The organism is Terrabacter ginsenosidimutans (assembly GCF_039539425.1).
In the GTDB taxonomy this organism is placed as follows: domain Bacteria; phylum Actinomycetota; class Actinomycetes; order Actinomycetales; family Dermatophilaceae; genus Terrabacter; species Terrabacter ginsenosidimutans.
Genome location: NZ_BAABDC010000002.1, coordinates 1 through 23,434 on the forward strand (window position 1 = coordinate 1; position 23,434 = coordinate 23,434).

General features: G+C 69.9%; 20 protein-coding genes. 14 read left to right on the forward strand and 6 right to left on the reverse strand.

The annotated features are described in order from the left end of the window. Nucleotides 1-216: 216 nt before the first annotated feature. Nucleotides 217-1,059, reverse strand: coding sequence for a class I SAM-dependent methyltransferase (locus tag ABD831_RS06005; RefSeq protein ID WP_344943053.1), 843 nt, complete (start codon nt 1,057-1,059; stop codon nt 217-219). Between the two features lie 191 nt (nt 1,060-1,250). Here ABD831_RS06005 and ABD831_RS06010 point away from each other — a divergent pair, with 191 nt between their 5' ends. After that, nucleotides 1,251-1,934 carry a winged helix-turn-helix transcriptional regulator gene (locus ABD831_RS06010; RefSeq protein ID WP_344943055.1) on the forward strand — a complete coding sequence of 228 codons (684 nt, stop codon included), beginning with the start codon at nt 1,251-1,253 and terminating at the stop codon, nt 1,932-1,934. A 43-nt stretch (nt 1,935-1,977) separates the two neighbouring features. Here the strand turns inward: ABD831_RS06010 and ABD831_RS06015 are convergent, their stop codons facing one another. Next, nucleotides 1,978-2,688, reverse strand: coding sequence for a DsbA family oxidoreductase (locus ABD831_RS06015; RefSeq protein ID WP_344943058.1), 711 nt, complete (start codon nt 2,686-2,688; stop codon nt 1,978-1,980). Between the two features lie 274 nt (nt 2,689-2,962). On the opposite strand from ABD831_RS06015, the gene ABD831_RS06020 reads away from it, so the two are divergent. The 5 genes from ABD831_RS06020 (at nt 2,963) to ABD831_RS06040 (ending at nt 9,132) form a co-directional block, all read left to right on the forward strand. Next, the gene (locus ABD831_RS06020; RefSeq protein ID WP_344943061.1) at nt 2,963-3,979 is read left to right on the forward strand and encodes an ABC transporter permease; all 1,017 of its coding nucleotides are present in this window, start codon (nt 2,963-2,965) and stop codon (nt 3,977-3,979) included. Nucleotides 3,980-4,089: 110 nt separating this feature from the next. Next, the gene (locus tag ABD831_RS06025) at nt 4,090-5,826 is read left to right on the forward strand and encodes an ABC transporter substrate-binding protein (protein WP_344943064.1); all 1,737 of its coding nucleotides are present in this window, start codon (nt 4,090-4,092) and stop codon (nt 5,824-5,826) included. A gap of 166 nt (nt 5,827-5,992) precedes the next feature. After that, nucleotides 5,993-7,009 (forward strand): ABC transporter permease, encoded by a 1,017-nt coding sequence (locus tag ABD831_RS06030; protein ID WP_344943067.1) that lies wholly within the window; start codon nt 5,993-5,995, stop codon nt 7,007-7,009. 39 nt (nt 7,010-7,048) lie between these two features. After that, a complete protein-coding gene (locus tag ABD831_RS06035; RefSeq protein ID WP_142177027.1) occupies nt 7,049-8,101 on the forward strand; it encodes an oligopeptide/dipeptide ABC transporter ATP-binding protein in 1,053 nt (350 codons plus the stop codon). Further along, a complete protein-coding gene (locus tag ABD831_RS06040; protein WP_344943072.1) occupies nt 8,098-9,132 on the forward strand; it encodes an ABC transporter ATP-binding protein in 1,035 nt (344 codons plus the stop codon). The genes ABD831_RS06035 and ABD831_RS06040 overlap by 4 nt, the downstream gene beginning before the upstream one ends. A gap of 18 nt (nt 9,133-9,150) precedes the next feature. Here the strand turns inward: ABD831_RS06040 and ABD831_RS06045 are convergent, their stop codons facing one another. The 3 genes from ABD831_RS06045 to ABD831_RS06055 form a co-directional block, all read right to left on the reverse strand. After that, a complete protein-coding gene (locus ABD831_RS06045) occupies nt 9,151-10,164 on the reverse strand; it encodes a hemolysin family protein (RefSeq protein ID WP_344943075.1) in 1,014 nt (337 codons plus the stop codon). Continuing rightward, nucleotides 10,161-11,639, reverse strand: a complete 1,479-nt coding sequence (locus tag ABD831_RS06050) for a hemolysin family protein (protein WP_344943078.1) — start codon at nt 11,637-11,639, stop codon at nt 10,161-10,163. Before ABD831_RS06050 ends, ABD831_RS06045 begins: the two co-directional genes overlap by 4 nt. A gap of 161 nt (nt 11,640-11,800) precedes the next feature. Then, nucleotides 11,801-12,109, reverse strand: coding sequence for a 4a-hydroxytetrahydrobiopterin dehydratase (locus ABD831_RS06055; RefSeq protein WP_344943081.1), 309 nt, complete (start codon nt 12,107-12,109; stop codon nt 11,801-11,803). Nucleotides 12,110-12,204: 95 nt separating this feature from the next. Between ABD831_RS06055 and ABD831_RS06060 the strand changes: the two genes are divergently transcribed. The 5 genes from ABD831_RS06060 (at nt 12,205) to ABD831_RS06080 (ending at nt 19,257) form a co-directional block, all read left to right on the forward strand. Continuing rightward, complete coding sequence (locus ABD831_RS06060) at nt 12,205-12,684, forward strand: (deoxy)nucleoside triphosphate pyrophosphohydrolase (RefSeq protein WP_344943084.1); 480 nt, start codon at nt 12,205-12,207, stop codon at nt 12,682-12,684. Nucleotides 12,685-12,758: 74 nt separating this feature from the next. Continuing rightward, the gene (typA, locus tag ABD831_RS06065; protein WP_142177032.1) at nt 12,759-14,657 is read left to right on the forward strand and encodes a translational GTPase TypA; all 1,899 of its coding nucleotides are present in this window, start codon (nt 12,759-12,761) and stop codon (nt 14,655-14,657) included. A gap of 31 nt (nt 14,658-14,688) precedes the next feature. Continuing rightward, nucleotides 14,689-16,449 carry an ABC transporter substrate-binding protein gene (locus ABD831_RS06070; protein ID WP_344945337.1) on the forward strand — a complete coding sequence of 587 codons (1,761 nt, stop codon included), beginning with the start codon at nt 14,689-14,691 and terminating at the stop codon, nt 16,447-16,449. Nucleotides 16,450-16,491: 42 nt separating this feature from the next. After that, complete coding sequence (gene mshB, locus ABD831_RS06075; protein ID WP_344943087.1) at nt 16,492-17,424, forward strand: N-acetyl-1-D-myo-inositol-2-amino-2-deoxy-alpha-D-glucopyranoside deacetylase; 933 nt, start codon at nt 16,492-16,494, stop codon at nt 17,422-17,424. Nucleotides 17,425-17,499: 75 nt separating this feature from the next. Beyond that, a complete protein-coding gene (locus ABD831_RS06080; protein ID WP_344943090.1) occupies nt 17,500-19,257 on the forward strand; it encodes a VanW family protein in 1,758 nt (585 codons plus the stop codon). A gap of 18 nt (nt 19,258-19,275) precedes the next feature. Here ABD831_RS06080 and ABD831_RS06085 read toward each other — a convergent pair whose 3' ends face one another. Beyond that, nucleotides 19,276-20,433, reverse strand: coding sequence for a GNAT family N-acetyltransferase (locus ABD831_RS06085; RefSeq protein WP_344943093.1), 1,158 nt, complete (start codon nt 20,431-20,433; stop codon nt 19,276-19,278). 64 nt (nt 20,434-20,497) lie between these two features. On the opposite strand from ABD831_RS06085, the gene fdxA reads away from it, so the two are divergent. From fdxA to ABD831_RS06100, 3 genes are all read left to right on the forward strand, one after another. After that, nucleotides 20,498-20,824: a ferredoxin gene (fdxA, locus tag ABD831_RS06090; RefSeq protein ID WP_142177036.1), complete on the forward strand. Its 327-nt coding sequence runs from the start codon at nt 20,498-20,500 to the stop codon at nt 20,822-20,824. Next, the gene (dapC, locus tag ABD831_RS06095) at nt 20,821-21,954 is read left to right on the forward strand and encodes a succinyldiaminopimelate transaminase (protein ID WP_344943097.1); all 1,134 of its coding nucleotides are present in this window, start codon (nt 20,821-20,823) and stop codon (nt 21,952-21,954) included. The genes fdxA and dapC overlap by 4 nt, the downstream gene beginning before the upstream one ends. 144 nt (nt 21,955-22,098) lie before the next feature. Beyond that, complete coding sequence (locus ABD831_RS06100) at nt 22,099-23,379, forward strand: citrate synthase (RefSeq protein ID WP_221628618.1); 1,281 nt, start codon at nt 22,099-22,101, stop codon at nt 23,377-23,379. Nucleotides 23,380-23,434 lie beyond the last annotated feature (55 nt).

A 23,434-nucleotide genomic window follows, 5' to 3' on the forward strand; every position in this document is an offset into this window, starting at 1 on the left:
GAGGGCCTCCTGTTTGGCGAAGTGAACCTTGAGCAGTTCCACTCCACCGCGGGAGGCCCTCCCATGTCATCAGCTCACAACGCGAAGTCGCATTCCCTCAACCAACGTGCCCGGTCAGTACATCTAGCCGTCGCACCAGGTCCCCTCCAGGTGATCGCGGACGCCACGTGGATGCCGAGACCACCTCGAGCGAGGGTGTGTCAGGCCGAGGGTGTGTCAGGCCGCCGTCCGACATGCGGTGACGAGGAGGTACTCCCACCCCATCTGCCCGTTCGCGTCCTGGTGATCTCTGGCGAGGCCGCTCAGGGCCGCGTCGAGGGCAGCCACCTTCTCCGCGTCGTCGGCGATGCCGCGGTAGGTGACGATCGTCGGTCCGTAGGTGCGCTTGAAGAAGTCGCGGAAGTCCTCCGGCCGATCGAAATGCACCGGGAGAGAGCGCTTCTCGGCTGTCAGGTTCTCGACGCTCTCGCCGAGAAGCTCGCGGACGTGCGCCTCGTCACCCCAGAGCGGGGGAGGCTGCGCACCGGGAGGCGGCGGGGCGGCATACGGCTTCATCACCGCGAACATCTGCCCGATGAACCCCTGGGGAGTCCAGCTCGCCAGCCCGATCGTCGCGCCGGGCCGGGCGACGCGCACGAGCTCGTCCGCGGCGGCCTGGTGGTGCGGCGCGAACATGACGCCCACGCTCGACATGACGACATCGAACGACGAGTCGGCAAGGGGCAGGGCCTCCGCGTCGCCCTGCTGCCAGTCGACCCGGATCCCCGCCTCGTCGGCGAGGCGCCGGCCGGCGTCGAGAAGCGCGGGCGAGAGGTCGCAGGCGACGACGTTCGCGCCGGTGCGCGCGGCCGGGATAGCCGCGTTTCCCGTCCCCGCGGCGACGTCGAGGACGTCTAGGCCGGCCGTGACACGGCAGGCGTCGACGAGGACCGGGCCGAGCGCTGGGATGACCACCCGGGCCACGGCGGGGTAGTCGCCGAGCGCCCACATCGCGGCGTGCCGGGCCTTGAGCTCTGCGTCTGCGGTCGTGGCCGCAGGCAAGTGGGTGTGCGTGGTCATGCTGGTTCCCTCCATCGGTGACGGGTCGCGGTGCGGCCCGGACGCCCCCCCGGGGCCGTCTGCATCCAGAGTTCGCCACGGCTGGTCCGGACTCCAGTACAGGAAGTGGACTGACGAGGTCCACGATCGGGACCGATACTGGGAGGCGGGCTGCAGCACCGGCCGGCTGCGGCCTCCGACCGGAGGTGGGCATGGGACGACACGATCCGGGGGCGGGCCAGTACTGCCCGATCTCCCGCGCACTCGACGTGGTGGGGGAGCGTTGGTCGCTGCTCATCCTGCGCGACATGATGACGGGCACGACGCGGTTCAACGACCTGGCGCGGGGCCTGCCCGGCCTCTCGCGCAGCCTCCTGACCAAGCGCCTCCGGCACCTCGAGCGCTTCGGCGTCGTCGAGCGGTCGGGCACGCGCTACGTGCTGACGGCCTCGGGTCGGGCGCTCGAGCCGGTCGTCTTCGGCCTCGCGCAGTGGGGGGCCGACTGGACGTTCGGCGACCCGCGGCCCGAGGAGCTCGACGCACAGCTGCTGGTCTGGTGGATGCACACCCGCGTCGACACCTCAGGGCTGGCCGGTGAGCGCCACGTGCTGCACGTCCGTTTCGCCGACGACGCGCGCCGCTTCTGGATCCTCGTCGATCACGGCACCCCGTCCGTGTGCGTGAGCGACCCGGGCTTCCCGGTGGACGTCACGATCAGCAGCGACGTCGCGTCGTTGTATGCCGTGTGGCTCGGCCGTCTGCCCCTGCCGGTCGCGCTGCGGTCCGGTCGCGTGCAGGTCGAGGGCGCGACCACCGTCACCCGCCGGCTCGACGAGGTGCTGCAGCTGAGCCCCGTGGCGCCCTTCGTCGCAGCCATGCGCGCGACGCCTGCCTGAGACCTCGGGGCGGGCGGGTCCGACGGAGACGTCCGACCGGGACTCAGATGGCGCAGCCGTCGGGTCCGCAGGCGGCCTCGGTGGACGCCCCGGTCCTCGGCGAGACCATGACGAGCGGGCGCGACTCGCGCCACGCCTGCTCCAGGGCCTGGGTGAAGAGCTCCGTCGGCTGGGCGCCCGAGATGCCGTACTTCTCGTCCAGCACGAAGAACGGGACGCCCCTGATGCCAAGGGAGGTCGCCGCCGTGATGTCGGCGACGACGGAGTCGCGCCAGGTGTGGGAGGCAAGGTCGCGGGCGATCTCGTCGGCGTCCAGGCCCGCCTCGACGCCGATCCGCACGAGCACCTCGCGGTCACCGATGTCCTCGCCGTGCTCGAAGTGCGCGGCGAGCAGGGCCTCCTTGACGCGGTCTCCGGCACCCCGGGCCCTGGCGAGGTGGAGCAGCTCGTGCCCCGCGAAGCTGTTCGCGACGACCACGGAGGCGAAGTCGTAGGTGAGGCCCTCGTCGGCGGCGATCGCCGTCACCTGCTCGAACATCCGGACCACCTGGTCGCGCGACAGGCCCTTGCGGTCGACGAGGTAGTCGAGCTCGGTGCCGTCGTGGTGGTCCGGCAGCGTGGGATCGAGCTGGTAGCTGCGCCACTGCACCTCGACCGCGTCGCGGTGGGGGAACGCGGCGAGAGCCGCCTCGAACCGGCGCTTGCCGATGTAGCACCAGGGGCACGCGATGTCAGACCAGATCTCCACCTTCACGCAGCGCTCAACCGCCTCGGCCGCGGATTGCTTCCCGCCGGACCGTGAACGGAGGACACTTCCTTCCGGAGCCCGGTCCGGGACGTTTCACATTGCGAGACGGTAACGGTTCGGAGTCAGCCGGGGTCCAACTTCGGCGTTTGCGTCAAAGTTCCTTTCGCAGAGGTGCTCGGTGCGTTAGCGTCCCGAGACGAGATGCAGCCGCGGCTGCGCTTCAGACGGTCTTCAGGTCCGGCGAAGACCGGTGAAACGACGAGAATCGAGGTGCGAGGTCGTGTCCGAGATCCATTCGGGCGTCGAGTTCGGCGCTGGAACAACAGACGAGACGTTCGACCTCGAGCAGGAGCCCGCAACCAAGAAGATCGAGGGTCGCACCCCGTGGCAGCTCGCCCGGGCGCGTCTGCGCCGGGACAAGCTCTCGATGGTCGCCCTGGTGGTCGCCTCCCTCGTCGTGCTCATGGCGATCCTGGCCCCGATCCTCGACGCGGTCGGCATCCTCAAGCCCAACGACTTCAACCCCGAGCTGATCGACCCCGCCCTCGGCGGCTACCCCATCGGTCCCCTCGGCGGCATGTCCTGGACGCACCCGCTGGGCGTCGAGCCCGGCACCGGGCGCGACACGCTGTCCCGAGTCGTGCTCGGCCTGACCTTCTCGCTCATCGTGGCGATCAGCGCGACGCTCATCGCCGTGGTCTTCGGCACGGTGCTCGGGCTCATCGCCGGATTCCTCGGTCACTGGTCCGACTGGTCCATCTCGCGCTTCGCGGACATGGTGCTGGCCTTCCCGGTGACCCTGATGCTGCTCGCCCTGTCAGGCATGTTCATCGACATCATCGGCAAGGTGGTGCCCAACGACAATGTCGCGACGGGGCTCTACATCATCTTCGTCCTCGGCTTCTTCGGCTGGCCGACCTTCGCCCGCATCATCCGGGGTCAGGTCCTGTCGATGAGGGAACGTGAGTTCATCGAGGCCGCGCGCAGCCTGGGCGCCTCCAACCGGAGGATCTACTTCAAGGAGCTCCTGCCCAACCTGTGGGCGCCGATCCTGGTCTACGGCACGCTGGTCCTGCCGGCCTACGTCTCGGCCGAGGCGGCGCTGTCGTTCCTCGGGGTCGGCATCAAGCCCCCCACACCGACGCTCGGCAACATCCTGGCCAACTCGGTCAACTACGCCTCGAGCGTCCCGATCTTCTTCCTCGTCCCCGGTCTGGCAATCGCGACCGTCGTCCTGAGCTTCAACCTGCTCGGCGACGGCCTCCGTGACGCCCTCGACCCCAAGGCGGACCGATGATGCCTCCCGCCCCGGCTTCTGCGCAGGCGCAGGCACATGGAAGATTGCCCTCGGCAACCGCCCGAGGGTGGGTGCGCCGTCACAACGGTGCGTTTCATCAAAGGAGTGGTATGAGCAGCAGAAAGAGGACCACGGCCCTCGCAGCTCTGGGGGTCGCCTCCGTTCTCGGAGTTTCCGCGTGCGGCGGGGGTGGCACCACAGGCGGCACGACATCCGGGACCAACCCGGCCGGGGGCGCCGCGAAGGGCGGAACCATCTACTGGCTCACCAAGCGCCCGGCCGAGCACATGGACCCGCAGCGCACCTACATCGGACGCGACATCTTCAACCAGCAGCGCCTGGTCTACCGCGGCCTTCTCCAGTTCCCGGCGGGCAAGTCCGGCGCTGACTCGATCGTCCCCATGGCCGACGTGGCGACCGACACGGGCAAGAGCGAGGACGGCGGCAAGAAGTGGACGTTCACCATCAAGGACGGCGTCAAGTGGGAGGACGGCAAGCCCACCACGTGTGAGGACTTCAAGTACGGCTTCTCGCGCAACTTCGCCACCGACGTCCTCACGGGTGGACCCTCGATCTACCCGCTCAACTACCTGCCGTCGGTCGCGAAGGCCTACAAGGGCCCGTACCTCAAGACCGGCCAGGACGTGTACGACAAGGCCGTCACCTGCAACGGCAACGTGCTGACGTTCAACTTCGAGAAGCCGTGGGCTGACTTCCCCATGGCCATCGCGGGCCTGAACTTCGCCGCCCCGTTCCGCCAGGACAAGGACCAGGGCGACAAGAACAACTTCGTCATCTTCTCCAACGGCCCCTACAAGGCCGAGGGTGGCAAGTGGACGAAGGGCACGGGGGCGACCTTCGTGCGCAACCCGCAGTACGACCCGAAGACCGACGGCAACCGCCAGGCGAACCCCGACAAGTTCGTGTTCACCGAGGGTCTCACCAACGAGATCATCACGCAGCGACTCATCGCTGACGGTGGCAACGACAAGTACGCCGTCACCGACCGCGCGATCCCGCCGGCCTTCTACAACCAGATCACGGGCGCGGTCGAGAAGCGTGCGACCAACGTCCCCTCGCCGTACACGTTCTACATCCTGCCGAACTTCAACAAGATGAAGGACCCGAAGGTCCGTCAGGCCCTGGCCATGTCGACCGACCGGGCCGGCTACATCAACGCCCTCGGTGGTGCCAAGGCCGCGACGCTCGCCAAGAGCATCGTCGCCCCGGACCTGCCCGGCTACAAGGAGAACCCGGCCTTCAGCAGCATGCCCCCGGCCGGTGACCCTGCTGCGGCGAAGAAGCTCCTCCAGGAGGCCGGCGTCCCCATGCCCTACCCGATCACGTACACCTACCAGGGCGGCACGCCGACCAGCGACAACGCGGCCGCGGCTCTGAAGGCCGGTTGGGACAAGGCTGGCTTCAGCGTCAAGCTCGCACCCCTGACGGACACGTACTACGACGTGATCCAGAACCCGTCGAACAACTCCTTCGACGTCACCGAGGGTGGCTGGGGTGCTGACTACCCGTCCATCTTCACGGTGCTGCCGGCGCTGTTCGACTCGCGGATCAACCTCACGGGCAAGTCCAACGGCCAGGACTACGGCAACTACAAGAACCCTGAGGCCGAGAAGCTGATGGACGAGGCCGCTGCTGCGCCGAACCAGGACGCCGCGAACGCCAAGTGGCAGGAGCTGGACGCGTTCCTCGGCAAGGACGTCGCCTACATCCCGAACTACATCCAGAACTTCTACTTCCTGCACGGTTCTGGTGTCGGCAACTACAACCAGAACCCGGCCACGAGCCAGTTCCCGGACCTCGGCGTCATCAGCGTCAACAAGTCCTGAGCTGTCAGCTGAGTTCCCATCGGTCCGTCAGTCCTGAACGGGACTGACGGACCGGGTGGGGGGCGGACGACGTCCGCCCCCCACCCGCCGGTGCTCCGCCGGTACTCGCACTCGATTCCATCCCCACTACCGGAAGGACGCGCCCCGTCCCGGGGCGACTTCGCACATGTTCGCGTACATCGTCCGCAGAGTGGCTGCAGGCATGGTCATGATCCTGGCCATGTCGCTCGTCACGATGGTGCTGTTCTTCGCCAGTCCGGTGGACCCGGCGCGCTACACGTGCGGCAAGAACTGCACTCCCGAGCTCCTCGAGCAGAACCGCAAGGCGCTCGGCTACGACCAGCCGGTCCTGGCCTACTGGGTCGACTTCACCAAGGGCATCTTCGTCGGCAGCGAGTTCCCCAAGGACCCGGCGCTGAAGGAGTCCGCGCCCGAGACGATCGCCGACTGCCCGGCCCCCTGCCTGGGGTACTCCCCACTGTCGAGTCGCCCCGTGCGCGACATCATCGTCGAGAAGCTCCCGGTCTCGGCCTCCCTGGCCATCGCGGCGTTCATCATGTGGATGGTCGCCGGCGTCGGCCTCGGCATCGTGGCCGCGTTGCGCAAGGGCAAGTTCGCCGACCGCGCCATCGTCGGGAGCGCCCTCGTCTTCTATGCGTTCCCCACCTTCTTCATCGGCTTGGGGCTCTACGTCTTCCTCGCGCTCAAGTGGGGCATCGTCCCGGTTCCGGCCTACACCTCCATCGCCGACGGCGGCGTCGGGATGTGGCTGCAGGGTCTGATGCTGCCCGCGCTGACCCTCGCCCTGGTCTACATCGCGGGATACGTCCGGCTCACCCGCGCCTTCGTCCTCGAGGTCCAGGGGGAGGACTACCTGCGGACGGCGCAGGCGAAGGGCCTCACGTCCGGGAAGATCCTGTTCAAGCACACGCTCCGCGGCGCGCTCACGCCGATCGCCACGATCGCGGGCCTGGACCTCGGTGGTCTGCTGGGTGGCGCCATCATCACCGAGCAGGTGTTCAACTACGACGGACTCGGGCGGACCGCGGTCATGGCGGCCACCACCTACGACCTTCCCGTCACGGTCGGCATCGTGCTCGTGGTGGCGACGTTCGTCATCTCCGCCAACATCGTCGTCGACGTGCTGTACGCGGTCATCGACCCGCGCGTCAAGTACACCTGACCTGACCCGGCCGCTGCACCATCAAGGATTGGACAACGCATGAGCACGTGGGTGCCCACCGAGGGGACGAGCGAGGCACTGCTCTCCGTACGGAACCTCAAGGTGACCTTCCCGACCGAGGACGGACTCGTCAAGGCCGTCGACGGCCTGACCTTCGACCTCAACGCGGGCGAGACGCTCGGCATCGTCGGGGAGTCCGGATCGGGCAAGTCGGTCACGAGCCAGGCCATCATGGGCCTGCACCGGGGGACCCGCGCCGTGGTCGAGGGCAGCATCGACTTCGAGGGCAGGAACCTGCTCAAGCTCGCGGACGAGGAGCTGCGGGTCATGCGCGGGCGCGACATCGCGATGATCTTCCAGGACCCGCTCTCGGCCCTGCACCCGTACTACAGCGTGGGCAACCAGATCATCGAGGCCTACAAGGTGCACCACGGCTCGGCCTCCAAGGCCGCCGCACGCGCGCACGTCATCGACATGCTCGGCAGGGTCGGCATCCCCAACCCGCAGAGGCGCATCGACCAGTACCCCCACGAGTTCTCGGGCGGCATGCGCCAGCGCGCGATGATCGCCATGGCCCTCGTCAACAACCCGCGACTGGTCATCGCCGACGAGCCGACAACGGCCCTGGACGTCACCGTGCAGGCCCAGATCCTCGAGCTCCTGATGGGCCTGCAGAGCGATCTGGGCGCCGCGATCATCATCATCACCCACGACCTCGGGGTGGTGGCCGAGATGGCCGACAAGATCATGGTCATGTACGGCGGCAAGGCGGTCGAGGGCGGCACGGCCGACCAGACCTTCTACTCGGCCGAGCACCCCTACACCTGGGGCCTGCTGCAGTCGATGCCACGCATCGACCAGGAGCGGCTCGCCCGTCTCCGGCCGATCCCCGGGAACCCTCCCTCGCTCATCAACCCGCCGTCGGGTTGTGCTTTCCACCCCCGCTGCGCCTACCGCGACGACGAGAACCTCGGCTGCTCGACCATCGTTCCCGAGTTCGACGTCAAGGACTGGCACCCGGTGCGGTGCCTGATCCCGGCACCGAAGCGCAAGACGATCTTTGACACGGAGATTAGGACGCCCTCATCGTGACGACACACCCTGAGTCCGACGTGATCCTCGAGGTCAAGGACCTCCAGAAACACTTCCCGACCCGGACCTCGGGAATCATCCGCCGCGCGTCCGACCCGGTCAAGGCCGTCGACGGCATCTCCTTCACGGTGCGCCGCGGCGAGACCTTGGGCCTCGTGGGCGAGTCAGGCTGTGGCAAGTCCACGGCGGGCCGCACGATGCTCCAGCTGCTCGAGCCGACCGGTGGCTCCATCCACTACAACGGCCGCGACATCACGGGCGTCCACGGCAACGACCTGCGACAGCTGCGCACCGAGATGCAGATGGTCTTCCAGGATCCCTACGGATCGCTCAACCCGCGACAGACCATCGGCACCATCGTGGCTGCCCCCTTCGACATCCAGGGCATCAAGCCGGAGGGCGGCGTCAAGGCGACGGTCCAGGGGCTCATGGAACGCGTCGGCCTCAACCCGGAGCACTACAACCGCTATCCGCACGAGTTCTCGGGGGGCCAGCGCCAACGCATCGGCATCGCGCGGGCGGTCGCCCTGCGCCCCAAGCTCATCGTGTGCGACGAGCCCGTGTCGGCCCTCGACGTGTCGATCCAGGCGCAGGTCGTCAACCTGCTGGAGGACCTCCAGACCGAGTACGACCTGACCTACGTATTCGTCGCCCACGACCTGTCCGTGATCCGCCACATCAGCGACCGGGTGGCGGTGATGTACCTCGGCAAGTTCATGGAGGTCGCCAACCGCGATGAGCTCTACGCGAACCCGCTGCACCCCTACACGCAGGCCCTGCTGTCCGCGGTGCCGATCCCGGACCCGCGCAAGGAGAACAAGCGCGAGCGCATCCTGCTCACGGGCGACCTGCCCTCGCCCATCAACCCGCCGTCGGGTTGCGTCTTCCACACGCGCTGCCCCAAGTTCCGTGAGGAGCTGAGCGAGACCGAGCGCACGCGGTGCACCACCGAGGTCCCGGTGGTGCAGAACGCCGGCGGTCACGAGGTTGCGTGCCACTTCGCTGGTCCGGCCAAGATCAAGGTGCTCTAGCCGGCATCCTGCTGCCGCTCAGGCGTCCGTCTCGTCGTCGAACTGTCCGAGAACCCGCTCCAGCAGGTCCTCCATCGTCACGAGGCCCACCGGTCCGTCCGCGCCGTCCACCAGGACGAGCTGGGCGTGCTGGGCCCGCATCGTCGAGACGGCGTCGAGCAGCGAGAGGCCGGCGTCGAGGTGGACCGCCGGCGTCGTGACGGTCGTGACGGGGGCGCCCGCGGCGGCGCGCACGATGTCGCGGACGTGAGCCACGCCCACCGGGAAATCGCCCTCGAGGACGACGAGCCGGGACCGGCCCGTGTCGCGCGAGACGGCCTCCGCCTCGGCGCAGGTGGCGGTCGCGGCAACGGCGACGAACAGCTCGCGCGGCACCACGACGGCGGTGAGCGGAGTCGTGTCGAGGTCGATGGCACCGGCCAGGACGCGGTGCTCCGGCTCCGCGAGCATGCCGTGGTCCTTGGAGCTGGCGATGAGCAGCTGCAGCTCCTTGGGTCCGTGGACCTGGCCGAGCTCGTCCTGCGGGGTGACGCCGACGAGACGCAGACAGCCGTTGGCCATCGCGTTGAGCAGGCTGAGCGCCGGACGCATGACCCAGGCGAACCCGCGGAAGGGCAGCGCCAGCAACACCGCCGACCGCTCGGGGTGGGCGATGGCCCACGACTTGGGCGCCATCTCGCCGACCACCATGTGCAGGAAGACGACGATGGCCACGGCCAGGACGACCGAGACGACGTATGCCGCCGCGTCCGGGACGCGCACGAAGGTGAACACCGGGGTCAGCAGCTCCGCCACGGCCGGCTTGGCGAGCGAGCCGAGGCCCAGCGTGCAGAGCGTGATGCCGAGCTGGGCGCCGGCCAGCATGAGTGAGAGCTCACGGCTGCCGCGTACTGCGGCACGGGCCGCGACGCTGCCGCGCTCGGCGAGGACCTCGAGCCGGTGTCGCTTGCTCGCGACGAGGGCGAACTCCGCGGCGACGAAGAAGGCGTTGAGCACCAGCAGCAGGAGGGAGACGAGCAGGGCGGTGGTCATCGGCCGGCCTCCGTCGTCGCGGCCGATGCGGGGTCGAGGGACTCGAGGTCGGACATGAGGTCGAGCACCTCGATGCGCACCGATGACGGCACGTGCCTTTCGACGGCCTCGACGGTCAGCCGCACCGACACCGGGAGGTGTCGGCCCTCGGGCTCCTGGTGGTCCTCACGTGCCTCGACGGGATCGTCTGTGACAGAGGCAGACCCGTCGTCGCCGTGGCGCTCGGGTGTGATCTCCTGTCGGGCCTGGAGGAGCACCTCGTCGCCGACGACAGCCGTGCGCCCGAGGTCCTCGAGGATGAGTCCGCTGATCGTGGAGTACTCGTCGCTGCTCGCGAGGCGCAGGTCGGTCGCGGTGTCGATCTCGTCGAGGCGCAGGTGGCCGGGGACGCGCCAGGTGTCGGGCGAGGTCTCCACGACACCGGGCTCGGGCCCGTCGTCCTCGTCGAGGATCTCTCCCACGACCTCCTCGGCGATGTCCTCGAAGGTGACGATTCCCGCGAAGCCGCCGTGCTCGTCCACGACGACGGCCAGCTGCCGGTGGTCGGCGCGGATCTGCTCGAGGACACGGGGGAGCGGAGCGCTCGTCGGCACCACGGTGGGCTCGGAGACGACGGAGCCGACCGAGGTGGTGGCGCGACGGTCGGGCGAGGTCGCGAGCACCTCGGCGATCCCGGCCACGCCGACGATGTCGTCGCCGTCGCGGCCGGTCACAGGGAAGCGCGACCAGCCGCTGTCGAGCAGGCCGACGAGGTCGGCGACCGTCGCGTCCGCGTGGATGGTCGTCACGCGCACACGTGGCGTCATCACGTCCCCGGCGTCGAGCTCGCGAAAGCGCAGACCGCCCTCGAGGACGTCGGACAGGTCGTCGTCGAGCAGGCCTCCGGCATGCGACTCGTCGATGATCCGAGTGAGGTCCTCCGCAGTGGCGCCCTGCTCGAGCTCCTCGACGGGTTCGATGCCGACCTTGCGCAACAGGGTCGTCGACGCGCGGTCGAAGAGGCGCACGACGGGACCGGCGAGCGTCAGGTAGACCAGGGTGGAGCGGCTCAGGGACCGGGCCAGCGGCACGGTGCGCGCGATGGCCAGGTTCTTGGGGGCGAGCTCGCCGAAGACCATCTGGAGGACGGTCGAGAAGACGAGGACCGCGGTGACCGACAGACTGAGGCGGGTGGCATACGACATCGAGGGGTCGAGCAGCTCGGCGATGCCGACCCCGACGAGCGGCTCGGAGACGTAGCCGACGAGCAGGGCGGTCACGGTGATGCCGAACTGCGCCGCGGAGAGGGTGAACGACAGCTGCGAGGTGACGCGCAGAGCCCGCTCGGCCGGGGCGTCGCCTTCGGCCGCGAGCTGCTTGAGGGCGTTGCGGTCGACGGCGACGTAGGCGAACTCCTGGGCCACGAAGTAGCCCGTCGCCGCCGTGAGCGCGAGGATCAGCGCGATGCCCAGGACGATGCCCAGGGCGGTGCTCATGCGATCACCACCCGGGCGAGCGAGTGGTGCGTCAGGGGTGGCCGGACCGGGTCCGGCCAGGGACTATGGCCCTCCCGGGACTCGGCGCGCGAGTCGGAGCGTGAGTGGGATCGCATGAGGCAATCCTAAGTTACGCCCGAGCGCGGTCGACCTGGCCGCCGTCAGGTGGTCGCGACGGCGCCCGCGCGGGCGGCCTCCTGGCTGATCTGGTGGGCGAGCTCGACGTCGAGCTGCGTCAGGCCGCCCTCGGAGTGCGTCGAGAGCGCGAACGAGACCGTGCGCCAGCGGATGTCGATGTCCGGGTGGTGGTCCATCGTCTCCGCCGCAGACGCCACCTCCTGCACGAGCGCGATCCCGGTGAGGAACGCGGGAGCCTCGAACGAGGCCCGGAGGGTGTCATCGTCATGGGTCCAGTCGGGCAGGTCGCCCAGCTGGCGCTCGATCTCCTCGTCGGTCAGCCGTCGTGTCATGCAGTCCAGTAAACGCCCTCCGTGCTCGCTCGTGGGCTGCCCGACGCTTCGCAGGCCCCCGGTGGACATCCGGCTGTGGCACCATCGGTGGCGCCATGAGCAGCCCAGCCACCACCTCGCACCCGGTGCGCCTCGTCGTCGGGGCCGCCGTCGTCGACGACCTCGAGCACCCGACCCGGCTGCTGTCGGCTCGTCGCACCGAGCCCTCCGCGCTCGCCGGGGGCTGGGAGCTGCCCGGCGGCAAGGTGGACGACGGTGAGTCGCCGCTCTTCGCCCTGCACCGCGAGCTGCTCGAGGAGCTGGGGGTTCGCGTGCGCCTCGGCGCGCACGTGCCCGGCCCGCAACCCGGCTCGACCTGGCCGCTCGGTGACCGTTACGAGATGCTCGTGTGGCTCGCCGAGGTCATCGAGGGGACGCCCGAGCCCATCGAGGACCACGACGAGCTGCGCTGGCTGGGCCTCGACGAGCTCGGCTCCGTGGGGTGGCTGCCCGCCGACCTGCCCATCGTCGAGACGCTCGAGGCGATGCTCCGGCGACCGCCGACCCCCCGCCCCACCCGGCTCGACCCCACCTGACGTCCCAGACGTCCCACACGCACCCACGACGACGTGGTCCGAACCACCCTCGAAACCCTGAGAGACTGTCCCTCATGCCCATGAAGACCCGCGCGGACATCCGCAACGTCGCCATCGTCGCCCACGTCGACCACGGCAAGACCACCCTCGTCGACAAGATGCTCTGGCAGTCCGGCGCGTTCGGCGAGCACCAGCACGTCGACGAGCGCGCGATGGACTCCGGCGACCTCGAGCGCGAGAAGGGCATCACGATCCTCGCGAAGAACACCGCGGTGCACTACACCGGCAAGGCCGCCCAGGACCGCGGTCTCGACGACGGCGTCACCATCAACATCATCGACACCCCCGGCCACGCCGACTTCGGTGGCGAGGTCGAGCGCGGCCTGTCGATGGTCGACGGTGTCGTCCTGCTCGTCGACGCGTCCGAGGGCCCGCTGCCCCAGACCCGCTTCGTGCTGCGCAAGGCGCTCGCCGCGAAGATGCCGGTCATCCTCTGCATCAACAAGGTCGACCGTCCGGACTCGCGCATCGCCGAGGTCGTCGACGAGGCCTACGAGCTCTTCCTCGACCTCGACGCGACGGAGGAGCAGATCGACTTCCCCATCGTCTACGCGTCGGCCAAGGCCGGCCGCGCCTCGCTGGAGCGGCCCGACAACGGTGGCCTGCCCGAGGGCGAGGACCTCGAGGCCCTCTTCGAGACGATCCTCCAGACGATCCCCGCGCCGACCTACGACGACGAGGCGCCCCTCCAGGCGCACGTCACCAACCTCGACGCCTCCAACTTCCTCGGCCGCCTCGCCCTGCTCCGTGTCTTCAACGGCACGATCAAGAAGGGCCAGCAGGTCATGTGGTGCCGCCACGACGGCTCGCAGCAGCGCGTCAAGATCACCGAGCTGCTCATGACGGAGGCGCTCGAGCGCAAGCCCGCCGAGCAGGCGGGCCCCGGCGACATCATCGCCGTGGCCGGCATTCCCGAGATCACCATCGGCGAGACGCTCGCCGACCCCGAGAACCCGATCCCGCTGCCGCTCATCACGGTCGACGAGCCCGCCATCTCGATGACCATCGGCACCAACACGAGCCCGATGGTCGGCCAGGTCCGCGGCTCGAAGGTCACGGCCCGCATGGTCAAGGACCGCCTCGACAAGGAGCTCATCGGCAACGTGTCGCTGCGCATCCTGAACACCGAGCGTCCGGACGCCTGGGAGGTCCAGGGCCGTGGGGAGCTGGCGCTCGCCATCCTCGTCGAGCAGATGCGTCGCGAGGGCTACGAGCTGACCGTCGGCAAGCCGCAGGTCGTCACGCGCGAGGTCGACGGCAAGGTCCACGAGCCGGTCGAGCGCCTCACGATCGACACCCCCGAGGAGTTCCTCGGCGCCATCACGCAGATCATGGCCGCCCGCAAGGGCCGCATGGAGCAGATGACCAACCACGGCACGGGCTGGATCCGCATGGAGTTCCTCGTGCCCAGCCGTGGCCTCATCGGCTTCCGCACCGAGTTCCTCACCGAGACGCGCGGCACGGGCATCGCCCATCACGTCTTCGAGGACTACGAGCCGTGGTTCGGCACCATCACGACCCGCACGAGCGGATCGCTCGTCTCCGACCGCAAGGGCGTCGTCACCTCCTACGCGATGGTCAACCTCCAGGAGCGCGGCACGCTCTTCGTCGACCCGACCACCGAGGTCTACGAGGGCATGATCGTCGGCGAGAACTCCCGCGCCGACGACATGGACGTCAACATCACCAAGGAGAAGAAGCTCACCAACGTGCGCGCCTCCTCCTCGGACAACTTCGAGAAGATCGTCCCGCCGCGCAAGCTCAGCCTCGAGCAGAGCCTCGAGTTCTGCCGCGAGGACGAGTGTGTCGAGGTGACGCCCGAGTCGGTCCGCATCCGCAAGGTCGTCCTCGATGCCGGCGAGCGCGCCCGGACCGCGTCCCGCGCGCGTTCGGCGGCGAAGGCCGAAGGCTGACCGACCGGTGCCGGGCGGAGGTCGCGGCGTGGTGCGTGGGTTGACGAGGTCGCTCGCTGTCGGGGTCGGGGCTGCCGTCCTGGCCGCGGGCGCCGCGGCGTGCACGGGGTCGAGCGACCCCGCGAGCACCCAGGGCGCGCTGGGCGCTGCCCCGTCGGCAGCGACGGGGCAGCCCCAGCGCGGCGGCTCGCTGGAGGTGCTCGTGGCAGGCACCGTCGCCACGTGGGACCCGCAGCTGATGTACGTCGGCCCCGAGGCGTTCTTCGCCCAGCGCACGTTCGCCCGCGGCCTCACGGCCTACGGCACCGGGGCGCACCAGCGCGACGTCGAGGCCGACCTGGCCACCGACACGGGCACCCCGAGCAACGGCGCGCGCACCTGGACCTTCACCCTGCGCCCCGGCGTGACGTGGCAGGACGGCTCGCCGATCACGTGCGAGGACGTGCGCCACGGCGTGGCACGCACCTTCGACCGGCGCACCCACGTCGGCGGCACCAACTACGCGAGCTTCCTGCTCGACATCCCGACGCAGGTCACCCCCGAGGGGCTCGAGAAGCCGGTGTACTCCGGGCCGGCCGACACCGCCCACGAGGCGGACTTCGAGCGTGCGGTCTCGTGCAAGGGATCCACGATCACGTTCAGGCTGCGCGACTCCGAGCCCGACTTCCCGCACATCGTGGCGCTGCCCGAGTTCGCCCCGCGGAAGGCCTCGGCCGACACGAAGAGCGACAAGGCGTCGTATGCCGTCATGTCGAGCGGGCCCTACCGGCTCAAGGCGCCGTGGGTGGTCGGCACGGGCGGCACCTTCGTGCGCAACGAGCACTGGGACCCGCGCAGCGACCCGATCCGGCAGGCCTACCCCGACGAGATCCGGGTCACCTCCGGGCTCGGCGAGCAGACCGTCATCCAGCGCCTGCTCAACCAGCAGGACGACGACGCGTATGCCGTGTCGTGGGTGCAGGCCAGCCCGACCCTGCGCAACCAGGCCGGCACCGGCCTGCAGACACGACTGACGTTCCCCTACACGGGCAACGTCGACTACCTCGCCGTCAACATGCGCAGCAAGGTCATGGCCAACCCGGCCGTGCGCAAGGCCCTCGCACTGTCGACGAACCGGGCGACCTACGTCACCGCGACCGGCGGCGAGGGCGCGGGGACACCCACGTGGTCGATCCTGTCGCCCACCGTCGACCCCCAGTCGGTCAACCCACCCCCGGGAGAAGGCGTCGAGGGCGACCCGGAAGGTGCGCGCCGCCTGCTGAAGCAGGCGGGCGTGAAGCTGCCGGTGCCGCTGCGCGTGGTCTACGCCCGATCGGTCCTGGGGGACAAGGCATACGCCGCCCTCGCCGCCGGGTGGCAGCGCGCCGGCTTCGAGGTGGAGCTCACCAGCGTCCCGGCCGAGAAGTACTACGAGACGATCGAGAAGCCGACCTCGGTCGACTCCTTCGACGTCTTTCGCGGGGTGTGGACCCCCGACTGGCCCTCTGCCGGCGGGGTGCTGCCCGCGCTGTTCGACTCGCGGATCAACATCGACTCGTCGGGACCCGGTCAGGACGTCGGCTACTTCAGCAGCGCCACGGTCAACGCCCTCATCGACAAGGCGGACGTGACGGCCGACCCCACGTCCCGCGCGAAGGTGTGGGAGCAGGCCGACCGGACGCTGCGCGACGAGGGCGGCTACATCGCGCTCTCCGCGACCAAGGCGCTCTACCTGCACGGCTCGGGCGTCCGGTCCTACGAGGACCACGCGGTCGGCGGCATCGTCGACCTCGCCACCGTCGCCGTGCGCTGACGTGTCGACCCGCTGACCCGCTGACCCGAGAGGCCCCCGAACGTGGCGCGACTGCTCTTCGTCCACGCCCACCCCGACGACGAGACGCTGACGTGCGGTGTGGCGATGGCCCACCACGTCGCGCGCGGGGACGAGGTGCACGTGCTCACGTGCACCCTGGGGGAGGAGGGAGAGGTGATCCCACCGGGTCTCGCGTACCTCGAGGGAGACCCGCACGACCGGCTCGGCGCCCACCGGCACGGTGAGCTGACGCGGGCGCTGGGGCGTCTGGGGGTCGTCATGCACGTCCTGGGGGCCGACCCGGCGACGGGGCGCCTGTCGCGCTATCGCGACTCGGGCATGGCGGGCTCGCCCGCGGCGGCCCGGACCGAGGCCTTCGCCGCGGCCGACCTCGACGTGGCCGGTGGGCTCGTCGCGGACCTCGTGCGCGACCTCCACCCCGACGTCGTCGTCACCTACGACGAGCACGGCGGCTACGGCCACCCGGACCACATCCAGACCCACCGTGTGACGCGCCGCGCCCTCGAGCTGGTCGAGGCCGCCCACCGGCCGACCCGCGTCTACGAGATCCTCACGCCCGTCGGCTGGGCCCGCGAGGACCGCCAGTGGCTGCACGAGGCCGACCCGGCGCTGCTCGACACGGCCGCCTGGTGGCACGGGCAGGACCTCGGGGCAGGCTCGCCCGAGCCACCACGGCTCGTCGTCCCGTCGACGGGCCACCCGTTCCCGCCGTCCGTGGTCGACGACGGGCTCGTGACCCACGCTGTCGTAGACGAGGCGGCCCGGGCGGCGGCGAACGACGCCCTGCGCGCGCACGCGACGCAGGTGATCGTCGCCAGCGAGGACGTGCACGCGCTGTCCAACCTCGTCGCGGCGCGGACGACGGCGCGCGAGGGTTTCCGACGGGTCGACCCGCTGAGCTGGGAGACGGTCGGGGGCCCTGTGGAGCCCGGAGAGGCCGGCCTGCTCGCCTGACCGGCGGACGTCGGGCGACACCAGGTCGCGCCTGGCGCACATCGCCCACCGTGGGCGTTACCGTCGTGCCACTCGATGACCCTGCCCGGAGAGCCGATGGCCGACGACTGGACCTACGACGCCCGCGACTCGCGGCGAGAACGGCGCTCCACCGCGCTCCGCCTCCTCATGGCCACGGTCGTGCTGGGCGGGGGCTACGCAGGGCTGTGCACGTGGTCCTCGCAGCACGTCCCGGCGACGGTGTCGGTGGGCGGCATCCAGGTGGGCGGGATGACGCCCGATGCCGCCCGGGCAGCGATCGCAACGGGCTCGCGGACGCTGCTCTCCACCCCGATCGCGCTCAGCGTGCCGGGGCGGGACGAGCCGGTCCAGGTCGTGCCCCGGGACGCCGGCCTCGCCGTCGACGCCGACCGCTCGCTCGACGGGCTCACGGGGCTCACGCTCGACCCACGCGTCCTGTGGGACAGACTCACGGGCGAGGTCCGGGCGCCGTTGCTGACGAGCACGGACGACGAGCGGCTGAGCGCCTACGTCGACCGTCTCGCGCCCGGGGTCGCCGTCGCGCCCGTCGAGGGGCGGGTGACGTTCCCGGGCGGCTCCGTGGCGGTCGACATGCCCGTCCCGGGCCGCACGCTCGACGTTGCTGCCACCAAGCTGGCCCTTCGCCGGGCCTTCCCCGACTCGACGCAGGCGACGGCGGTGATGCGGGTGGTGCCGCCCCTGGTGAGCGCCGACGGAGTCGAGAAGGTCGCCGCGGAGTTCGGGAGCACGGCGATGTCGGGGCCGCTGACGCTGGTGGCGGGCACGGCCAGGGCCCGGCTCGATCCGTCGGAGTTCGCCCCGTCCGTCTCCGTCGTCGCCGACGGGTCCGGTCAGCTGACCCCTCGGTTCGACGAGCGCGCGCTCGCACGCCTCGTGGCCGGCAAGCTCAAGGTGCCGACCCGCGCCGCGAGCAGCGCTCGATGGGAGTTCGAGGCGGACAACGGCAAGCCACGGCTCATCCCGTCGGTCGACGGCCTCACGGTCGACGAGGACGCGCTGGCCAAGCGCGCGATCAGCGCCATCTCCAGCGCCGACCGGACCGTGGACGCGAGCCCCGCCGTGGCGCGCCCCCCGTTCACGACCGAGGACGCCCAGAAGGCCGGGATCAACGAGCTCGTCGTCGACTTCCGGTCACCGTTCCCCACGAACGACGCCACTCGCACGAACAACCTCGTCGTCGCGGCGAGGCGCCTCAACGGCACGTACGTCCCGCCCGGGGGGACCTTCAGCCTCAACGCGATCCTCGGCGAACGCACGGAGGACAAGGGGTATGCCGACGGCACCGTCATCATCGACGGTCGCCTGACCCGGGGCACCGGCGGAGGCATCAGCCAGGTCTCGACGGTGGTCTACAACCTGGCGTACTTCGCCGGGGTGGACTTCCTCGAGTTCAGCCCGCACGCGTTCTTCATCCCGCGCTACCCCGAGGGCCGCGAGGCGACCGTCTACTGGCCGACCATCGACAACAAGTGGAAGAACGACACTCCCTACGGGATGCTCCTGCAGACCTGGGTCGAGGGCGGCAACGTCCACGGGAGGGTGTGGAGCACGAGGACCTGGGACATCGCGTCGGTCAAGGGGCCGCGACGCAATGTCGTGCCGCCCAAGACGATTCGCGACGACAGCCTGAAGTGCTACCCCCAGCAGGCCAACCCGGGCTTCGACGTGACCGTCACCAGGCAGTGGCGCCGTCCCGGCTCGACCGCGCTCGTCCGGAGCGAACCGGTGACGACGCACTACGTCCCCGAGGACCACATCATCTGCACCAACCCCGGAGCTGTCCCGCCCTGACCCGCCAGCCCCAGCGGGCTAGGCGGACGGTCGGGTGAGATAGGTGTACTCGTGGTGCACGCCGAAGCCCAGCCGCTCCCAGAAGGCGACGCCGTCGGCGTTGTCGGCCGACACCTGGAGGTAGATCGCGGGCATGGTGTTCTCGCGGGCCACCATCGCCACGGCCGAGACGATCGTCGTGGCGAGCCCCGAGCGGCGGTGGTCGGGGTGCACCCAGAGGCCGAAGATGCCGGCCCATCCGGGATGGATCGACATGCGGGCCAGGGCGATGACCCGGTTGCTCTGCGGGTCGCGCACCGACAGGAAGAGCTGGCCGTCGCTGCCCGTGAGGACGGCCTCCGTCGCACCGGGGACGATCGGGCGCTGCTGCCCGTAGGCCATGAGCCAGTCCAGCTTCAGCTCGGCGTCCGCCGTGACGGGTGGCGAGTCCTCGGTGAGCGGCGGGACCGCGGCGGAGAGCCCCGTCATGATGAGCACCCGCTGCCAGTCGTCCCGGCCACCGCCGACGGCGTAGCCGCGCGCGAGCAGCGCCGCGGCGGCGGGGACCTCGTCCACGACGAAGCCGCGCTCGCCGTGGATCTGGAAGATCGCCGGTCGGCCGCGGTCGGAGTACCACCTCTCGACGAAGTCGATGGCCTTGTCGAGGGGCAGGCTCGGATCACCCACGACGAGTGCGGAGTTGGCCCTTCCGGTGAAGCCCTCGGACGCGCGCAGCACCCAGTCACCGAGGCCGCCGCGGTCGAGCGCCTGCCAGCCCTTGGCCATGAGCTTCTCGAGGTCGTCGGCGGAGATGCGCTCGTGGGCGCGGCCGGGACGGCTCGCCGGCGGCGGCACGTCCTTGGCCGCGATGACGTCGGCGCGGATGAGCTTGACCCGCTCGGTCTTCGTGTCGACGACCAGGAAGTCGTTGTTGCGGGCGATGAGCTCGCCGAGGAAGTCGGTCGCCGCAGCCTCCGCGCCCTCCGCGAGCCGGTAGCGGACGACGACGCGGCTGCCGACCGTGAGGCCGGCCGTGATCCGGTGCCCGGCCGTGTCCGTGCCCGTGTCGGTCCGCGTGTCCGTGCCCGTCTCCGTGCCCGTGTCGATGTCCTTCTCGGTGCCCTTCTCGGTGCCCTTCTCGGTGCCCTTCTCGAGGCTGGTCTCATCCGTGGGGCCGTCGGTGGGCTCGCCGTTCATGTCCGGCATACTAGGCGGTGCAGCATCCGCTCCCGAACGCTCCACAGCAGGAGGTCCGCTCCCCATGACCTACGTCATTGCCCAGCCTTGCGTCGACCTGAAGGACCGTGCCTGCATCGAGGAGTGTCCGGTCGACTGCATCTACGAGGGCAAGCGGTCGCTCTACATCCACCCCGACGAGTGCGTCGACTGTGGTGCGTGCGAGCCGGTCTGCCCCGTCGAGGCGATCTACTACGAGGACGACGTCCCCGAGCAGTGGGCCGACTACTACAACGCCAACGTCGAGTTCTTCAACGACCTCGGCAGCCCCGGCGGCGCCGCCAAGCTCGGTGTCATCGACAAGGACCACCCGCTCATCGAGGCGCTGCCTCCGCAGGAGCACGCCGAGTGACCGTGCCCGTCGTGCCCGCTCGAGGGCTCGACCTGCCGGACTTCCCCTGGGACTCGCTCGCGCCCTACAAGGCGCGAGCGGTCGCGCATCCGGACGGCATCGTCGACCTGTCGGTCGGCACCCCGGTCGACCCCACGCCCCAGGTCGTGCGCCGTGCGCTGGCCGACGCGGCCGACGCCCCTGGCTACCCCCTGACCATCGGCACCGCCGACCTGCGCGCCGCGATCTGCGAGTGGTTCGAGCGCCGCCGCGGAGTGCCGGGCCTGACTGTCGACGCGGTGCTGCCGACCATCGGCAGCAAGGAGCTCGTCGCGTGGCTGCCGACGCTGCTCGGTCTGCGGGCCGGTGACGTCGTCGGCATCCCGGCCGTCGCCTACCCCACCTACGACATCGGGGCGCGCATCGCGGGCGCGACTGCCGTCGTGGCGCAGTCCCTGACGAGTCTGGGCCCTCTGACGGCTGCGACGACGCCAAAGCTGTTGTGGCTCAACAGTCCCGGCAACCCCAACGGTCAGGTGCTGGGGGTGGAGCACCTCCGCAAGGTCGTGTCATGGGCGCGGCAGCACGGCGTCGTCGTCGCCAGCGACGAGTGCTACGCCGAGCTCGACTGGCGCGAGGGTCACCTCGGCACGTCGACGCCGAGCATCCTGCACCCCGACGTCTGCGGCGACTCCCACGACGGGCTGCTCGCCGTCTACTCGCTCTCCAAGCAGTCCAACCTCGCGGGCTACCGCGCGGCGTTCGTGGCCGGCGACCCCGCGCTCGTCAGGGCGATCCTCGAGGTGCGCAAGCACGCCGGCATGATCATGCCCACACCGGTGCAGCGCGCCATGGCGGTCGCGCTGCGGGACGACACCCACGTGCAGACGCAGCGGACGGCATACGCCCGCAGGCGCGAGCTGCTGCTCGGCGCCGTCACCAGGGCGGGGCTGCGGGTCGACCACTCCGAAGCGGGGCTCTACCTCTGGGCCACCCGTGGGGAAGACTGTTGGACAACGGTTTCCGAGCTCTCCGACCGAGGGATTCTCGTGGCGCCCGGTTCCTTCTACGGCCCGGCCGGGTCGCAGCACGTCCGGATCGCTCTCACGGCCACCGACGAGCGGATCGCGGCCGCCTGCTCCCGGCTCTGACGGCGGGCGGGGGCGCCCCCTGCGGTCGAGCCCGGGCGGTGGTATGGGGTGGGACTGTTTTCTCAGCGGGCCCGACGCTGGGGTAACGTCGCTCGCGGATACGTCCGGCGACGTTGGGCCGGAGTTACAGGAGGCGGAGGAACAGTGACGAAGGCAGTGGACGCGACACTCAAGGTCGCAGACAAGGAACTCACGTTCCCGGGAGTCGGTGCCGTCGAGGGCAACGACGGACTCGGGGTGGGGTCCTTGCTCAAGGAGACCGGCCTCGTCACCTACGACGTCGGGTTCGTCAACACCGCATCGTGCAAGAGCGCGATCACCTACATCGACGGTGACGAAGGCGTCCTGCGCTACCGCGGCTACCCGATCGCCGAGCTGGCCGAGAAGTCCACGTTCGTCGAGGTCTCCTACCTGCTCATCTACGGCGAGCTGCCCACGCCCGAGGAGCTGACCCGCTTCGAGGACTCGATCCGCCGGCACACGATGCTGCACGAGGACCTCCGCGCCTTCTTCAATGGCTTCCCCCGCGACGCGCACCCGATGCCCGTGCTCAGCTCGGCGGTCTCGGCGCTCGGCACGTTCTACCAGGACAGCCTCGACCCCTTCGACCAGGAGCAGGTCGAGATCTCGACCGTCCGTCTCCTCGCCAAGCTGCCGACCATCGCAGCCATGGCGCACAAGAAGAGCGTCGGCCAGCCGTACATGTACCCCGACAACTCGCTGTCGTTCGTCGAGAACTTCCTGCGGATGACCTTCGGCTACCCCGTGGAGCCCTACGAGGTCGACCCGACCGTCGCCAAGGCCCTCGACCTGCTCTTCATCCTGCACGCCGACCACGAGCAGAACTGCTCCACCTCGACGGTGCGCCTCGTCGGCTCGGCCCACGCGAACCTCTTCAACTCGGTGTCCGCCGGCATCCACGCCCTGTCGGGTCCGCTGCACGGCGGCGCCAACCAGGCCGTCCTCGAGATGCTCGGCAAGCTCCACCAGTCGGGCGACGACCCGAAGAAGTTCATGGAGAAGGTCAAGAACAAGGAGGACGGTGTCCGCCTCATGGGCTTCGGGCACCGCGTCTACAAGAACTACGACCCTCGCGCGGCGATCATCAAGAAGGCCGCCGACGACATCCTCGAGAAGCTGGGCCAGAACGACCCGCTGCTCGAGATCGCCAAGGGCCTCGAGGAGATCGCCCTCGCGGACGACTACTTCGTCGAGCGCCGGCTCTACCCGAACGTCGACTTCTACACCGGCCTCATCTACAAGGCCATGGGCTTCGAGTCGAAGATGTTCACGGTGCTCTTCGCCATCGGCCGCCTGCCGGGCTGGATCGCCCAGTGGCGCGAGATGATGACCGACCCCGAGACGAAGATCGGCCGCCCGCGCCAGATCTACACCGGCGAGGCCGAGCGCAGCTACCCGGGCTGACCTGCCTGAGCCCACCGCCTCCGGCCCGTCCCGCACCAGCGGGGCGGGCCGTTCG

Coding starts and splice junctions, on each gene's coding strand:
- ABD831_RS06005 (WP_344943053.1), bottom strand. CDS start 1,059: ATGACCACGCACACCCACTTGCCTGCGGCCACGACCGCAGACGCAGAG.
- ABD831_RS06010 (WP_344943055.1), top strand. CDS start 1,251: ATGGGACGACACGATCCGGGGGCGGGCCAGTACTGCCCGATCTCCCGC.
- ABD831_RS06025 (WP_344943064.1), top strand. CDS start 4,090: ATGAGCAGCAGAAAGAGGACCACGGCCCTCGCAGCTCTGGGGGTCGCC.
- ABD831_RS06030 (WP_344943067.1), top strand. CDS start 5,993: ATGTTCGCGTACATCGTCCGCAGAGTGGCTGCAGGCATGGTCATGATC.
- ABD831_RS06035 (WP_142177027.1), top strand. CDS start 7,049: ATGAGCACGTGGGTGCCCACCGAGGGGACGAGCGAGGCACTGCTCTCC.
- ABD831_RS06045 (WP_344943075.1), bottom strand. CDS start 10,164: ATGACCACCGCCCTGCTCGTCTCCCTCCTGCTGCTGGTGCTCAACGCC.
- ABD831_RS06050 (WP_344943078.1), bottom strand. CDS start 11,639: ATGAGCACCGCCCTGGGCATCGTCCTGGGCATCGCGCTGATCCTCGCG.
- ABD831_RS06055 (WP_344943081.1), bottom strand. CDS start 12,109: ATGACACGACGGCTGACCGACGAGGAGATCGAGCGCCAGCTGGGCGAC.
- ABD831_RS06060 (WP_344943084.1), top strand. CDS start 12,205: ATGAGCAGCCCAGCCACCACCTCGCACCCGGTGCGCCTCGTCGTCGGG.
- typA (WP_142177032.1), top strand. CDS start 12,759: ATGCCCATGAAGACCCGCGCGGACATCCGCAACGTCGCCATCGTCGCC.
- ABD831_RS06080 (WP_344943090.1), top strand. CDS start 17,500: ATGACCCTGCCCGGAGAGCCGATGGCCGACGACTGGACCTACGACGCC.
- ABD831_RS06085 (WP_344943093.1), bottom strand. CDS start 20,433: ATGAACGGCGAGCCCACCGACGGCCCCACGGATGAGACCAGCCTCGAG.
- fdxA (WP_142177036.1), top strand. CDS start 20,498: ATGACCTACGTCATTGCCCAGCCTTGCGTCGACCTGAAGGACCGTGCC.